This window comes from Rathayibacter sp. AY1F4 (genome assembly GCF_002931775.1).
GTDB lineage: Bacteria > Actinomycetota > Actinomycetes > Actinomycetales > Microbacteriaceae > Rathayibacter.
The window spans coordinates 1-14,164 of the sequence record NZ_PSVE01000002.1; the positions used below are offsets into that span (position 1 = coordinate 1).

A 14,164-nucleotide genomic window follows, 5' to 3' on the forward strand; every position below is an offset into this window, starting at 1 on the left:
GCCGACGCGCTCGAGACGGTAGGGGACAGTGGTGAGGGTGGGAGACATGGTCAGCCTTTCACTCCGGATCCGAGATCGGTCGAGACGAAGTAGCGCTGGAACACGATGAACAGCACCACGACGGGCGCGGCGAGCACGACGGCTCCCGCGAGGATCGCCCCGAACGGGTTGTCGGTCGACGACGCCACGTTCGAGATGTAGTTGGCCAGGGACACGGCGAGCGGCTGCAGCGACGCGTCCTTGGTGATGAGGAACGGCCAGAGGAACTCGTTCCAGGGGCCGATGAAGGTCAGCAGCACGGCGGTCACCAGCGCGGGCCGCACCAGCGGGAGCGCGATGGTCCACAGCAGCTTCAGCTCGCCGGCGCCGTCGATCCGGGCCGCCTCGAACAGCTCCTTGGGGAGCTGCAGGAAGTACTGCCGGAAGATGATCACCGCCGTCGAGTTGATGGCGAACGGCAGGATCATCCCGAGGTGGCTGTCCGCGAGGCCGTAGTCGCGCGCGATCAGCACGTAGAGCGGGATCTGCAGCAGCTGGAACGGGATGACCTGCACCAGCAGGGCGAGCGCGAACACCGCGTTGCGCCCCCGCCACTGCAGCATCGCGAGCGCGTATCCGGCGAGGACGCCGAAGAACACCGTGCACAGCAGCACGCCGCCGGTGAAGATCCCGGAGTTGACCAGGCCGGTGAGGAGGCTGATCCGCTCGTTCACGTTGACGTAGTTGTCGAGCGTGAGGTTGCCCGGCTCCGGGATCGCTCCCGCCAACGTGGGGTCCGGATCCGTCTGCAGGGAGCCGACGATCATGTAGTAGAAGGGGAAGAGGAAGACGATCGCGCCGATCGCGAGCACGACTCCGCGGAGGATCACGGCTCCGCGGCTGGAGCCGACGGGGCGCCTCCGCGGCGACTTCTCGGGGGCGACGGCGGCGGGCACGGCCGAGGCGGCGCCTCCGGCACTGGACAGGGTGCTCATGAGTTCCTCTCCCCCGCGAAGCGGTTCTGCAGATAGGCGATGACCAGCACCAGCAGCACCAGGACCACGCCGATGGCCGAGGCCACGTCGGGCTGCCCCTGCTGGATCCCGAGCTGGTACATCAGCAGCACGGGCGAGGCGGACGCGCCGTTCGGGCCGCCTCCGCCGGTGAGGAGGTAGGGCTCGGTGAAGAGGTTCGCTCCCGTGACGGTCGACACCAGCAGCACCAGGAGGGTCGCCGGCCGCACGCTCGGCACGGTCACCGACCAGAACTGGCGGATGCGTCCGGCGCCGTCGGTCGAGGCCGACTCGTAGAGCTCCTTCGGCACGTTCTGCAGCGCCGCCAGGTACAGCAGGATGTAGAACCCGAGCTGCTTCCAGGTGACGTAGAGAGCGATGATCGGCATCGCGAGCTGCTCGTTGATCAGCCACGACGGGTTCGGCGCGAGCGGCCCGAGGAGGCTGTTGACCAGTCCGTTCCCGTTGAAGAGGAACAGCCACACGCCGACGACCGCGACGCTCGCCGTGACGTAGGGCACGTAGAAGCTGACGCGGAGGAACGTCCGCAGGTGCACGACCTTGTCGAGCGCCGCGGCGAGCAGCAGCGAGAGCACCACCGTCAGCGGCACGTTGATCACCAGGAAGATCCCGATGTTGCCGAAGGAGCGGATGACCTGCGGGCTCGAGAACGCCGTGACGAAGTTGTCGAGGCCGACGAACGGCCGCTCCACCTGCACGCCGGGAGCTGCGAAGAAGAAGTCGTGGAACGCGATCCAGACCGAGTAGACGACCGGGAACGCGAAGACCGCGAGCACGAAGAGGAGGTAGGGGCTGCCGAACAGCAGCCCGAGGGGCTGGGGCCCGAGGACGCGGTGCAGGAGGCTCCGCTTCCCCGGCGCCCCGGCCGGCGCGGGCCGGCGGGTGAGGGTGGTCACGGCCGGGTCACTGCTGGCCGGCGAGCCCGGTGACGGTCTCGGCCGCTCCGTCGAGCGCCGTCTTCACGTCGCCCTCGCCGAAGATGACCGTCTTGCCCCACGCGTCGCGGATCGCCTGCAGCATCTGCACCGTGTTCGGTCCCGACGGCACCTCGATGGTGCGGCTCGCCTGGTCGCCGAAGCGCTGGTAGGCCGGGTTCGCCTCGAAGTAGTCGGCGTAGGTGGTCTGCAGGTCGGTGCGCAGCGGCATCTGGCCGGTGGTCTCGAGCAGCGAGCGGTCCTGCTCCTCGCTGGTCGCGAACTTCAGCACCTCCCAGGCCGTGCCCTTGTTGGCGCAGGCGGAGTAGAGGCCGACGTTCTTCGCGTCGCTGAAGGTCCAGGTGTCCTCGGCGGGCGTGCCGTCGGGGGTGGGCACCGAGACGGAGCCCCAGTTCAGGTCGTCGTAGACCGAGACCGCCCACGGGCCGACGATCGACATCGCGGCCTGGCCGTCGGCGAAGGCGTCGCCCTGGTACTGCTCGCGGCCGGCGAGGCCCTGGTCGTAGAGGCTCTTCCAGAAGTCGGCGACCTCGTAGCCCTCGTCGTCGGCGAAGGTGGCCTTGCCGTCCTCGACGAGGCTCGTCCCTCCGGTGGCCGCGGCGTAGAGCGGCATGAAGTCGAACTGGGTCTGGAAGAACTCACTGGTGGGCGCGGGCTGGATCGCGGCGGGCGCGGCTCCCGACTCGACCAGCGTCTTCGACGTCGCGAGGAAGTCGTCGTAGGTCGACAGCGACGGGTTCTCGGGGTCGAGGCCCGCCTTCGCGAAGAGGTCCTTGTTGTAGAAGATGACGACCGGGTTGCTCTTCCACGGCATCTGGAAGTACTCGCCGTCGGCGTTCTGGTACTGCTCGGCGAGGTCGCCGCTGCGGGTCTCGATGTAGTCCGCGCCGCCGTCGAATTTCGAGAGGTCGACGAGTCCGCCCTGGCGCTCGAACTGGCCGACCGCGCTGGGGGCCGTGTTGAAGACGAGGCACGGCGCGTTGCCGGCCGTGATCGCGGCTCCGATGACCTCCTCGCTGCTCTTGCCCGCGGGGATCTCCTGCCCGGCGATCTCCTCGTCCGGGTGGTCGGCGTTCCACGCGTCGACCATCGCCTTGCCCCACTGCACCTCCTGCTCGTTGTTCGAGTACCAGATGGTGATCGGGCCGGTGGCGGTGAGGTCGGTCGACGCTCCGCCGCCGCCGCCGCTGCAGGCGGTGAGGGCGAGGGTCGCGAGGGAGGCGGTGGCGATCCCGGTCAGCCAGCGTCTCGTCGTCGAGGGGGCCATGGTGTTCTCCTTGTCCGGCGTGCGCGACGGTGCGCACGCGTCTTCAGTGGGTCGACGGCCGCGGAGGAGCGGTCGAGTGGCGCACCACGAGCCCGGCGGGCTCGAGGTCGACGTCGGGGGCGCTGCCGGACTCGATGAGGTCGAGCAGCGTGCGGGCGGCCTCCTCGCCCCAGCGCGCGGGGCGCGTGCGGGCCGAGGTCAGCGACGGGTAGACGTGGGCGGCGATCTCGGAGTCGTCGAAGCCCGTGATCGAGAGGTCGTCGGGGAGCCGGAGCCCGCGGGCGTGCGCGACCCCGAGGCCGGCGATGGCCATCGGGTCGTTGCCGAAGACGATCGCGGTGGGCGGGGTCGGGCTGTCGAGGAGCCGCTCCGTGGCCGCCGCGCCCTGCTCGGCGCTGAAGTCGGTGGCGACGAGCGCGGTGGGCTCGAGTCCCGCGTCGGTGCAGGCCCGCGTGAAGGCCTCGCGGCGGCGGGAGGAGTGGAGCAGGTGGTCCGGCCCGGCGACGTGGGCGATGCGGCGGTGGCCGAGCCCCGCCAGGTGCCGGACGGCGTCGGCGATGCCGGCGGAGTCGTCCATCACGACGGCCGGTGAGGAGGAGCCCTCGAGGCGCCCGAGCGTGACGGCCGGGATCTGCAGCTCGGCGAGCAGCGCCGGCCGGGAGTCGTCCTGCCGCAGGTCGGTGAGGAACACGCCGTCGACGCGGCGGTCGGCCGCGAGCGTGCGGTAGACGGCCTCCTCGGAGGCGCCCGGGTCGACGACGCTGAGCACCAGCACGCGGCCGCGCTCGGCGAGCACCCGCTCGACCCCCGAGATGAAGGAGGGGAAGAACGGGTCGGCCGCGATGACCGCCGGGTCGCGCGCCACCACGAGGCCCACCGCGAACGAGACGCTGGTGGAGAGGGAGCGGGCCGTGAGGCTGGGCCGATAGCCGAGCTCGGCGGCGACGCGGAGGATCCGCTCGCGGGAGTCGGGCGAGACGCCCGGCCGGTCGTTGAGCGCGAACGAGACGAGCGCCTTGCTCACGCCGGCCTCGCGCGCGACGTCGAGGATCGTCGGTCTGCCCGCCATGGGAGCTCCTTCGCTCGTCGCCGCGTCTGAACCGGTTTTGTAAACCGGTTCAGAGCACCGTAGCAGGGAGGCGGGCGGAGGAGAAGAGGGAGGTGGGTGAGGGCGTGCGCGTGCCACCTGGGGCGTGATTCCCGCCTGTCCCCGGTGCTGCGACGTGCACGTGTCGGCCGGTCGCTACCGTGACGGACACCTGTGCATGGGCGCCCGGGATGGCCGCCGAGCGAGTGGCTCCCGGCCGCTCACGGAACGGTCGTACGGCGGAATCTGAGAGCCCTCCGCGTCCCGGCTCCGGCTCGGCTGGCTGGTGCTGGAGTGTCCCGGTGCCCGGTGACCCCGCAGGCGCTCCCCCGACCCGAGAGAGAGAACGATCATGGCCCGCCCCCACTCAGCCAGCCGCACCACGAGCGAGCAGCGCACCGAGCACGCCGAGCAGTACTCGGCCGGAGCGCGCTACGCGTCGGAGGCGTTCGGCACCTTCCTCCTGGTCGCCGGCGGCGTCGGCACCGCGGTGTTCGCCTCCGCCTTCCCCGACTCCGGCAACGCGCTCGGAGTGGGCTTCCTCGGTGTCGCCCTCGCCTTCGGCCTCACCGTGATGGCCGGCATCTACGCCGTCGGCCACATCTCCGGCGGCCACTTCAACCCCGCCGTCAGCGTCGGCCTCGCCATCGCCGGCCGCACCGAGTGGAAGCACATCCCCGGCTACATCGTCAGCCAGATCCTCGGCGGACTCGTCGGAGCCGCAATGGTCTTCCTCGTCGCCGCCGACGGCCCCGCCGGCTACCTCGCCGCCGCCCGCGACTCCGGCTTCGCCTCCAACGGCTACGGCGCCGCCTCCCCCGGCGGCTTCGGCCTCGGTGCAGTGATGCTGACCGAGATCGTCCTGACCGCCGTCTTCGTCGCCGTCATCCTCTCCGTCACCGCCAAGAGCGAGTACAAGGCCGTCGCGCCGCTCGCCATCGGCTTCACGCTGACCCTCGTGCACCTCATCAGCATCCCGGTGAGCAACACGTCGGTGAACCCGGCGCGGTCGATCGCCGCCGCGGTGTTCGCGGGGCCGGATGCGCTGGGGCAGGTGTGGGTGTTCATCGTGGCCCCGATCGTCGGAGCGGCGATTGCCGGCATCGGAACGAAGGCGCTGAACCGCCGGAAGTAGGGGGCCGAACAGTCGCGACATGACGGGCGCCTCCCCCCAACCAAGAGCACACTGGCGCCTCCGACGCACCTCGAAGGGCAGGCAGGTGAAGCCGCCCTCCGTCAGTAGGGGGCGTTGAGTAGAGCAGTCGAGATCCGGCCGGATCAGTAAACGCGCAAGTTGAAGGCGGCGTCTCGCGCCTCGACTCAGTCGGGGCGCATCTTCACCCTGGAGCGCTCGACCGCGATCTTGGTCCCCAGGTTCGCGACGCAGTACCTGCCGCTGTTACCGCCATCCGATGACGGGCGCGTCGAGCCGCAGCCGAGCGCAACACTTCGCCGGACGTGCGCAAGGGACCACACAACTGTGGTGCTGCTCCGCCTCGGAAACCCCCTCGCGAACCAGAAGCGAGACCTCCCACCACGAGACGCCTTCCCGAGACGATCGCGCGCCCGCGATCCGACGAGCGCTCGGGCTTAGCCCGCCAGGCGAACGCGTGCCCCAGGAAGCTACTGTATTTCGCGCCGTCGACCGCGCACATCCCTTCTCGATTCGCTGGCGACATCTCCGCGCCGACATCGACCACACCGCACCAGTAAACTGAAGACGCCTCACCCCCTCATCTCCCGTAAAATCCACATCAGCAGAGAGCGCCAACGCTCTCGCTATCGACACCAAGGGAACCTGCCGTGAAGCGACCACCAGTCGACCCCTTGGTAACGACCGCAACCGCCGTCATCGCTGCCACATTCTCACCTGTGGCACCAGTGGTCACACCCAGCGGCCGAGGAAACTGATGAGGGGCGCCGGAAAGTCAGTTCGGCTGTTCCTCGTCGACGGGACGCCGGGTGGTCTTGTGACCGCCGAGATAATGAACTGGACTGGACATATTCTGGCGGGCCCTCGCTCAGATCTAGCGGAGCTAATCTCACGGGACGAAGCTCGCCGAACGGGCGTGTACTTGCTAACAGGTGACGCCCCGGAGAGCGCAGGAGGTCTGCAACTCTATGTCGGCGAAGGTGATGAAATCAGCAGTCGGCTTTTGACTCACGCACGAGAAAAAGAGTTTTGGGATCGCGCGATTCTGATCACCAGTAAAGACGCTAATCTCACAAAAGCTCACGCACGCTACCTAGAGTCTCGATTTCTGCAAATTGCACGAGAGGCGCAACGTTCAGAGGTTACCAACGGAACGGCACCAGCACCTCCTGCGTTGCCCGAGGCAGATGTTTCCGACATGGAATATTTTGTCACACAGGTTCTTATCGCCTTGCCGGTGCTCGGCGTTAACGTCCTTCGCGTACCTATTCCTAGCTCTCGTGAGAGCGCGGCTATGCCTTTACCAGATGTCGAGCTCACGCGCTTCATCATGAACCAACGGCGTGATGGAATTAGCGCTCATGCAGTAGAAATAGATGGAGAGTTCACCGTTCTTGCAGACTCACAAGTTCGCCGTACTGGTGTCGCGAAGACCAGCTACTTCGCCCTCCGGCAGCGCCTGGAACGCGACGGCACTATTAACACCAGCGTTGAACCAGCAATTTTTGCTAGGAACCAAGTGTTTGCAAGCCCTTCTGCGGCAGCCTCGGTCGTCGCTGGACGATCCGCGAACGGACGGACCGCGTGGGTTGAAAACGCAACAGGACTGACGTACGGCGAATGGCAGAATCGTGCTCTCGAAGACGCTGGAAGCACCTGACCTGCGTACTTATCACTCAGTCGCACCACGACGAGGAGCAAGGCACCGCACACTTGGAAAACGTGCAGCCCGACAAGGAAGATCAATGAAACGACGACTTACAACTCAGGACCTCACATGGTTTCTTGATATCAACGGACAAGGTCGCCTCGACCTAGATCCGTCTTATCAAAGAAAGAGCGTGTGGACCCGAGCAGATAGACAGTATTTTCTCGACACCATCTTCAATAATTATCCAAGTCCCGCAATCTTTCTTCATAAGGACATTGACGACAACGGGAACGCCACCTACCACGTGATCGACGGTAAGCAGCGCCTGGAAACGGTCTTAATGTTTGTCAACAACGCATTGCCAATCAAAGATACGATCGGCGACACGCGGCTTGCCAATAAGAAATGGCGTGACTTGGAGGGCGAGCCCGATCTTCGACGGACGTTCTGGGACTATCAATTCACCGTAGAAATGCTTGACTCCATCGAGTCCGCGGTGGTGAACGAGGTATTTGGTCGCTTAAACCAAAATTCTCGAAAACTCCTACCGCAAGAAATCCGGCACTCACGCTACAGCGGCTGGTTTGCGTCATTCGCAGAGTCCGAGGCGGAGCGACCCGTCTGGCGTCAGCTGAAGGTTTCTTCCGCTGGACGATCGCGCCGTATGCAGGACGTGCAGTCTATTTCTGAGTTGATGATGGTTGTGATTTCGCGGAATGTCGTCGGATTCGATCAAGACGTAATTAACGGTTACTACGCCGATTACGACGATCGAGACAACGCTCCGTCGGGATTTTCCGCGGATGAGTTCAGCCTTGCATTCAATGAAGTTGCAGAATATGTTCGCAGGCTTGACGAAGTGAATGGCACGGTCTCCACTTACGCGAGCTCCTTCGCAAACCTGTACACACTATGGTGCTGGCTCGTCCTCACGCCCTTGCGCCCCGAACCGATGGCCCTCGCGGACGCATACAGCGAATTTATGACCAACGTCGACAAGGCGGAGGAGCCTGCGACCGAACTCGCTGACGAACTCACCATATTCCAGAAGTACGCACGCGCCGCTCGCGGCGCCACGACGGATCAAAAACAACGTCTTGCTCGACTCGACGCTCTTAATGACTTCCTGGCTCCGAAATTCAACTAATGAAGATCGTTCATTCCTTGCGCGCAGCCTTCGATGACCAGCTAGAATTACAAGAGACGGTCGAAGCAAAAGTAAAAAGTATCATTGAGCCAGAGCTTCCAGCAACTTGGCATTATGAGGGCCGCGTGAAACGCCCAGAAAGCTTTGCCTTAAAGGTCGAAACGGGAAAGTTTGACCCGCACGAACTCCCAGACTTCTTCGCATGCACGATAGTCGTTCCAACCATGGCCGACTTGGGAAGCGCAGAAGATAAGGTAGAGCGGCTCCTGGAAAGAGTCAGCAGAAAGCCCCTCACTGAAAGGGAGGCGCTATCCGATGCTTTTAGCTTTCCCTTCGATCACACCCGCCTGTACTGCCGGGTCCGGATTGCACCCGGTTTGGAATCCGGGCCTATCAACACAGTAGAGTTCGAAGTTCAAATAAAAACCTACCTGCAACACGCGTGGTCAATCGCGACCCATGATCTGACATATAAGAGTAGTACTGTCAGCTGGGGTACTCAGCGAGTTGCTGCGCAAGTCCGGGCGACACTCGAGGCGGCCGAAGTAGCAATCGTCGAGGCGGTGAAACTAACGGAAACTGGAAACCGCACTTTGGCACGAGAGGACCCTCTCACGACAGAGCTTTCTGAGATTGTAAAGGTGCTGGGTCGCGAGTTTAGTGAACAGCAGCTGCCGGAGGACATGAGGCGTCTTGCTCAAACCCTGCACACGCTTTTAGGTTCTTGTAAGGTACAAGTATCGGCACTCGCCTCCCTACTGAGGCGTGGGCGGGAGGTTCGTGGCGGGCATCCTCTTGACCTTTCTCCCTACGCAACCGTTCTTCAGTATTTAATCGATACAAAAGCTTCAGCGGTGAAAGCCGCATTAAAAAGATCAAAGGCGCCAAAAATTCTTATTCCTGCGGAAATCGTGTTGCCAGATGGGTTTGATGTCGCCGGCATGCCAAACGCACGATTAGTTTGAGCCGTCTGGCCCAAGCACCGGAAGATCTACCTCGGCCGGTAGCGGCAGGGGTTGGCTGGTGATAGGCGGAATCGGCGCTGCTCGACCCCATCCGGAGCGGCGGCGACCGGTAGTCTTCGACAATGAGTTGGGCCGCTGACACCGCACTGACGCAGCCGGTGTCTGCAGTGGCTGTCCCGCGAACTGAGGCGGTTCTTGCCGGACTTCGACCGTGGTGGCGGGAGCGTGTGGCTAGGGTCGGCCTTGGCGCGGAGTGGGCTGACCTCGAGGTCGCCCTCGACGCTCACGCGCCCGGCACGCTTCCCGCTAGTAGTGCCGCGCCCGACGTTCTGGACGCGTACACGCTGGGGCTCACCTACGTGGAGTCGCTGGATGCACGTGAGCGCAGCATGCACGGGCGCCATTACACGCCAAAGAACCTGTCGGCGCAGCTGTGGTTGATGGCTCGGAAGGCACTGGGGTTCGGTGTTGACCCGCGCCCCCTGCCCGGACTCATCCGGGATCCAGCCTGCGGCGCGGGTGCGTTGCTCGTTCCGGTGCTCCGTGAGCATCTTGAAGCAACAGCGCATGCCGACCCGACGCTCGTGCTTGCGTCTCTTCCTCAGCTGATTGAGGGCATCGACACCGACCCGTGGGCCGCGTACATTGCCAACGTCGTCCTCGCGGCCGAGATGCTCCCAACTCTAGCGCGCGTAGCTCCCGGACGGCGCCGGCCACTCCCCGCCCTCGCACGGGCAGGCGACGGCCTCGACCCCGAGCTCACGTCGGCGTCCGCGTGGATCATGAATCCGCCTTACGGGCGTCAGCGTCTCTCGCTTGAGCAGCGCACGCTCTTCGCCGACAGCCTCTACGGTCACGCGAACCTCTATGCCCTCTTCCTCGCCGCCGCGTCACGCAACGTCGCACCGAAGGGCGTCGTCGCCGCGCTCGTACCGACGAGTTTCACGTCTGGGCTGTACTTCCATCGTCTCCGCCATCAGGTCAGCCAACGCACGCCGCTGCGTCGGGTGGCGTTCGTGCAGGAACGCGCGGGCGTGTTCGGTGGGGTGCTGCAGGAGACGTGCCTGGCCGTGTTCTCAACCGCGAACTCCCGGAAAGTGATGATCGAACGGATCACCGGCGGCACCGTGTCCTCGGTCGCCGATGTCCCCTCACCTCGCACGTCGCGGCCATGGCTGCTCCCGCGGGAAGCGTCGGATGCCGCGCTCGCGGCCGCGGCCAGCAAGCTGCCGCTGACGTTGAAGGACGCCGGCTGGCACGCGTCGACGGGTCCACTGGTCTGGAACCGGCGCCGGACGGAGCTCCACTCCCGCAATGCTTCCGGGCGGGTCTTCGTGCTGTGGGCGGCCGACATGGACGGCGGCCGCGTGCACCGCGATCGCTCGCGCGACTCCCTCCGCTTCCTCGACGTGCGCGACGACAAAGATCGCCGCGTGAACACGCTCACCACCCCCGCAGTGCTGGTGCAGCGCACCACCGCGCCCGAGCAGACCCGCCGCCTCCTCGTCGCGGAACTGACGCAGGAGAAGCTGGACGAGCTCGGCGGCTCGATCGTCGTCGAGAACCACGTCAACGTCCTTCGCCCCTCCACGGACACACCGCTGTTGACGCTCGCGACACTCGTTCGCGTCCTCGACAGCCCGACGTTCGACCGGCTGATGCGCTGCATTTCCGGGTCCGTGGCTGTCAGCTCCTACGAACTCGGCTCGCTGCCCCTTCCTGACGCGGACACTCTGGCCGCGTGGAACGCGCTGAGCGGGGACGCGCTTGATGCGGCGATCGCGAAGGCCTATCGGCCGACAGGGATCCCGTGAGCGAGTTCCTGCCCGTCGTCTCGGTCGAGCTGTGCGCTGACCGCCTGCAACGCATCTTCCCTCGCGAAGGCTTCGACGCCGTCTTCAGCAGCCCGCTTGCGTCAGCGGCGGTCGCCGCAATGATCTACCTCGGCGCCGTCCACGACCCCGATGCCGACGCCCCGCGGTGGGTGCGGCCGTCAATGGTCATGTGGCTGAATGACGCGGCCCTCGAGCACGACTCGGAGGAGAACCGAACGGCTTGGTACCAGGCTGCATTGGGCGGGAAGAAGCGTGTCGAGACACTGTTCTCGGCTTGGGGCGTGGATTCAGCGCCGCGCTACGCGGACAACACACGAGAGACGCTGCGCGACGAGACGCTACCCAAGTGGCGGGAGAACGGTGCCGTCCTCACCCGCGGTGGCCTTCCCACCTCCAGCTCTCTCCCCCGCTGGGCACTGGAGGGGGCCTTCGCGGATCTCTTCGACCCGGAACTTGAGGGCGATGCCCTCGAGACGCAGATCGATGACTGGGTCGCCACCCACCTCAACGCCACCGGCCGTCTGCGAGCAATGGGGGCTCAACGCCGCTCGAGCACCATCGACGCCGTCTACGTCACCCTCCCCACCGGCGACACCCGCCAGCTTGAAGCGGGCCTCGCCTCCTTGATCCTCAAGGGCGTCGTGGAGCAGTGGGCAACGAGCAAGCTCCGAGCACCCCTCGTGCTCACCATCTCCGAGCCCGGCGACAAGATCTACGTCGCGGACGAATGGTCGCTCCGGACCATCGGCATCGACATCGACACGGGTAAGCTCCTCCCCGACGCGCTCCTCGTCGACACGGAAGCCGAACCCCTCCAGTTTTGGATCATCGAAGCGGTCGCGACGGATGGCCCCATCGATGAACCCCGAAAGCAGCTGCTCCTGAGTTGGGCCGCCCAGCAGGGCATCCCGACTGAGCAGTGCTTCTTCCTCACCGCGTTCGAGTCCCGCCACAGCCCGGCGGCCCGCCGCCGGCTGAAGGACCTCGCCAACGACACCTACGCCTGGTTCCTCGACGACCCCGACAGCGAACTGGTGTGGCGCACCATCGAGCCGCCTGCCACTTCGGCGCGCCTCGCGACCGTCACCCCGATCTCCCGCCCACCGGTCTAGAACCGGGCTCGGAATCTTAAGACCGTCGACAGGGGGACGCGCATGAGGACTCGCGTGACAGCCGACACCTTCGAATAGGTGTTCCGCACCGACTGCCTAGATGAGAACTGGGCGTACATCAGACAGAGCACGCGCCTGGGTCCCGAAACCATGCGCAGCTACTTCGGCAGCGGATTCAACTTCCAGCAGGCCACCGCAGAGCGAGGAACCGCGGGCTTGCAGAAGACCATCCTCGCCATCGCCCGAACACCACTGGAGCTGCACTACCTCGAGATGCTGCAACAGGCGGCGCGAACCAGGGCGTTCTTCGTTGGCCGCGTCGACCCGGGAGACGTCTTTTTTGCGGAGGCCGGGGATATGGATGCAGTTGGTGTCCCCCGGAGACACCTCGCTGTCGAGGGCCGCGAAGGTGGGCGCGATCGGCTCGGCTTCCGCGGCCGCCTTGACCTGTGTGCGGGCTCGCTCGTCGCGGACTCCCTGCGGAAGGCGGAGGAACTAATCGGCGTCGATGGACGCGACTATGGCCGGCTGTGCGGATGTCTGCTCGTAGTCCTCAAGTTTCAACGGCACTGCCTGGCCCAGGATCAGCTCGTACTCGGAAAGAACAGACGCAACAGCCGCACACTCCGCGACGGCCAGCCCTTCTTCAAGCTCGCGGTCTTGGCGCCGGCCCGCTTTGCGATAGCCGCGGCGCTGAATACCGCGAAAGAGAGTTGCGCCCACGCGGCGGCGCGGACCGCGGCAAAAACGTCGGTGCGACGGACATTCTCGATGATCGGCCACACGATTCGGTCGGCGGTCGCCTCGCCGCCCGCCAAGGTGTTGACAGGGGTGGTGGCGGTTTCGCCGTCGCGGGAGGCAAGAGTGCTCCGCCGTCCGGCGCGGACGACGACACGCGGAACGTCGCCTTGGTCCCGGGGACCAATGACGTGGAGGCAACAGAAACGAACCTACGACTAGGCGTAGAGACGCAGGTCGTGTTCGAGCAACTGCCCCTCTTTGAGCGCGTCAACGAGCGCTTGAAGCGCCTTCATTGCAACAACCTCTGCGCCGTCCAAGTCATGAGACATTGCGGTCCTATACGCAGCCCGCAAAACCGCCTGATGCCTCTCATATATTTCATTCTCACCGAGAACGGCTTCGAGCAAATCGGCGAAATCCGCAAAATAACGATACAGCGTGCCGATACCGACGCCAGCACGAGCGGCCACTTGGGCGGTCGTCGCTCTTTCTCGACCCACTTCAATGACAATCTGCCGCGCCGAAGCGACGATTGTAGCCCGAGTCCGACGGGCGCGATCTTGAAGCGGTTCTACCGGCGTACTGCGATTGAAGGAACTTGTCATGCTGCCTATTTTCACATCGGTTCGTAGTTATTTGACACATACTCATGTGCCGATTTGCGAGGCTGACCGAAGGGGGACCGAGCGGAAACCTTGCCCTGGCGTGCTTGCGGGACCTGCGATGGATTAGCTCCGTGGCGACGCGGAGTCGATAAGCCGACGAAGCTAGGCACTAACGATGGCGGAAGCAGAGCCCGGCTCCGTAAAGAACGAATAAAGCTCTGAATTGACGATCGCGCCACTTTTGTTGCGATCCGCGTCTTCATCCTTGACACCTTTTCCTGCCACTGAGACGGTTTCTCGAGCGCAAAGTAATTTGTGACTACGTACCCCAAATTGAAAGGTCTCAGAGCGTGCACAGTCAAACCTAAATGTTTTTCCCGCGATACTCGCGGCCTCAAAAGTGGAACTCGCCCTAAACGTGACGGTCGCCTTCTTTGAGCGAGGAGACTTGATGCCGTTGCCACGCTTGCCGGGACGCGCCTCACGATTCGCCTCGCTTTTTCTGCCACCTTCGCGGCGAAGCGTACGATGCCGTTCGAAGTGGCTGGCAAGACGTCGATTAGAAGATCGGCTATTCAAAACAATTCAGAATGATTGCGTCACTAGCCGACCCGAACCGCGCCGCGTTCTGCGGGTTACGCAATCTGTCGATG

At 64.7% G+C, this 14,164-nt stretch carries 12 protein-coding genes; 7 read left to right on the plus strand and 5 right to left on the minus strand.

Annotated elements, in window-relative coordinates; translation table 11 throughout:
- Window positions 1-50: 50 nt before the first annotated feature.
- From C5C59_RS00955 to C5C59_RS00970, 4 genes are read right to left on the minus strand one after another with little or no spacing between them, the layout of a single operon-like run.
- Window positions 51-974 carry a carbohydrate ABC transporter permease gene (locus tag C5C59_RS00955; RefSeq protein WP_104238931.1) on the minus strand — a complete coding sequence of 308 codons (924 nt, stop codon included), beginning with the start codon at window positions 972-974 and terminating at the stop codon, window positions 51-53.
- The gene (locus C5C59_RS00960) at window positions 971-1,909 is read right to left on the minus strand and encodes a carbohydrate ABC transporter permease (RefSeq protein ID WP_104223956.1); all 939 of its coding nucleotides are present in this window, start codon (window positions 1,907-1,909) and stop codon (window positions 971-973) included. The genes C5C59_RS00955 and C5C59_RS00960 overlap by 4 nt, the downstream gene beginning before the upstream one ends.
- A 7-nt stretch (window positions 1,910-1,916) precedes the next feature.
- Complete coding sequence (locus C5C59_RS00965; RefSeq protein ID WP_104238932.1) at window positions 1,917-3,215, minus strand: extracellular solute-binding protein; 1,299 nt, start codon at window positions 3,213-3,215, stop codon at window positions 1,917-1,919.
- 43 nt (window positions 3,216-3,258) lie between these two features.
- Window positions 3,259-4,284 (minus strand): LacI family DNA-binding transcriptional regulator, encoded by a 1,026-nt coding sequence (locus C5C59_RS00970; RefSeq protein ID WP_104238933.1) that lies wholly within the window; start codon window positions 4,282-4,284, stop codon window positions 3,259-3,261.
- A gap of 370 nt (window positions 4,285-4,654) precedes the next feature.
- On the opposite strand from C5C59_RS00970, the gene aqpZ reads away from it, so the two are divergent.
- The 7 genes from aqpZ (at window position 4,655) to C5C59_RS01005 (ending at window position 13,125) form a co-directional block, all read left to right on the plus strand.
- On the plus strand, window positions 4,655-5,437 hold the full coding sequence (gene aqpZ / locus C5C59_RS00975) for an aquaporin Z (RefSeq protein WP_104238934.1): 783 nt from the start codon (window positions 4,655-4,657) through the stop codon (window positions 5,435-5,437).
- Between the two features lie 934 nt (window positions 5,438-6,371).
- Window positions 6,372-7,115 carry a GIY-YIG nuclease family protein gene (locus C5C59_RS00980; protein WP_219812476.1) on the plus strand — a complete coding sequence of 248 codons (744 nt, stop codon included), beginning with the start codon at window positions 6,372-6,374 and terminating at the stop codon, window positions 7,113-7,115.
- Between the two features lie 85 nt (window positions 7,116-7,200).
- The gene (locus tag C5C59_RS00985) at window positions 7,201-8,253 is read left to right on the plus strand and encodes a DUF262 domain-containing protein (RefSeq protein WP_104238936.1); all 1,053 of its coding nucleotides are present in this window, start codon (window positions 7,201-7,203) and stop codon (window positions 8,251-8,253) included.
- Entirely contained in the window at window positions 8,253-9,218 is a 966-nt protein-coding gene (locus C5C59_RS00990; RefSeq protein WP_104238937.1) for a hypothetical protein, read from the plus strand. Before C5C59_RS00985 ends, C5C59_RS00990 begins: the two co-directional genes overlap by 1 nt.
- Before the next feature lie 122 nt (window positions 9,219-9,340).
- On the plus strand, window positions 9,341-11,032 hold the full coding sequence (locus C5C59_RS00995; protein ID WP_146082852.1) for an Eco57I restriction-modification methylase domain-containing protein: 1,692 nt from the start codon (window positions 9,341-9,343) through the stop codon (window positions 11,030-11,032).
- Window positions 11,029-12,165, plus strand: coding sequence for a BsuBI/PstI family type II restriction endonuclease (locus C5C59_RS01000; RefSeq protein ID WP_181134791.1), 1,137 nt, complete (start codon window positions 11,029-11,031; stop codon window positions 12,163-12,165). The genes C5C59_RS00995 and C5C59_RS01000 overlap by 4 nt, the downstream gene beginning before the upstream one ends.
- Window positions 12,166-12,243: 78 nt before the next feature.
- The gene (locus tag C5C59_RS01005; protein ID WP_104238939.1) at window positions 12,244-13,125 is read left to right on the plus strand and encodes a hypothetical protein; all 882 of its coding nucleotides are present in this window, start codon (window positions 12,244-12,246) and stop codon (window positions 13,123-13,125) included.
- On the opposite strand, the gene C5C59_RS01010 is transcribed toward C5C59_RS01005, so the two are convergent.
- Window positions 13,122-13,511: a TetR/AcrR family transcriptional regulator gene (locus C5C59_RS01010; protein ID WP_104238940.1), complete on the minus strand. Its 390-nt coding sequence runs from the start codon at window positions 13,509-13,511 to the stop codon at window positions 13,122-13,124. The two genes, C5C59_RS01005 and C5C59_RS01010, sit on opposite strands and share 4 nt — an antisense overlap.
- Window positions 13,512-14,164 lie beyond the last annotated feature (653 nt).

What these genes read in the sequence shown, in the direction of transcription:
- C5C59_RS00955 (WP_104238931.1), bottom strand. Translation starts at nt 974, where the DNA reads ATGAGCACCCTGTCCAGTGCCGGAGGCGCCGCCTCGGCCGTGCCCGCC.
- C5C59_RS00965 (WP_104238932.1), bottom strand. Translation starts at nt 3,215, where the DNA reads ATGGCCCCCTCGACGACGAGACGCTGGCTGACCGGGATCGCCACCGCC.
- C5C59_RS00970 (WP_104238933.1), bottom strand. Translation starts at nt 4,284, where the DNA reads ATGGCGGGCAGACCGACGATCCTCGACGTCGCGCGCGAGGCCGGCGTG.
- aqpZ (WP_104238934.1), top strand. Translation starts at nt 4,655, where the DNA reads ATGGCCCGCCCCCACTCAGCCAGCCGCACCACGAGCGAGCAGCGCACC.
- C5C59_RS00985 (WP_104238936.1), top strand. Translation starts at nt 7,201, where the DNA reads ATGAAACGACGACTTACAACTCAGGACCTCACATGGTTTCTTGATATC.
- C5C59_RS00990 (WP_104238937.1), top strand. Translation starts at nt 8,253, where the DNA reads ATGAAGATCGTTCATTCCTTGCGCGCAGCCTTCGATGACCAGCTAGAA.
- C5C59_RS00995 (WP_146082852.1), top strand. Translation starts at nt 9,341, where the DNA reads ATGAGTTGGGCCGCTGACACCGCACTGACGCAGCCGGTGTCTGCAGTG.
- C5C59_RS01010 (WP_104238940.1), bottom strand. Translation starts at nt 13,511, where the DNA reads ATGACAAGTTCCTTCAATCGCAGTACGCCGGTAGAACCGCTTCAAGAT.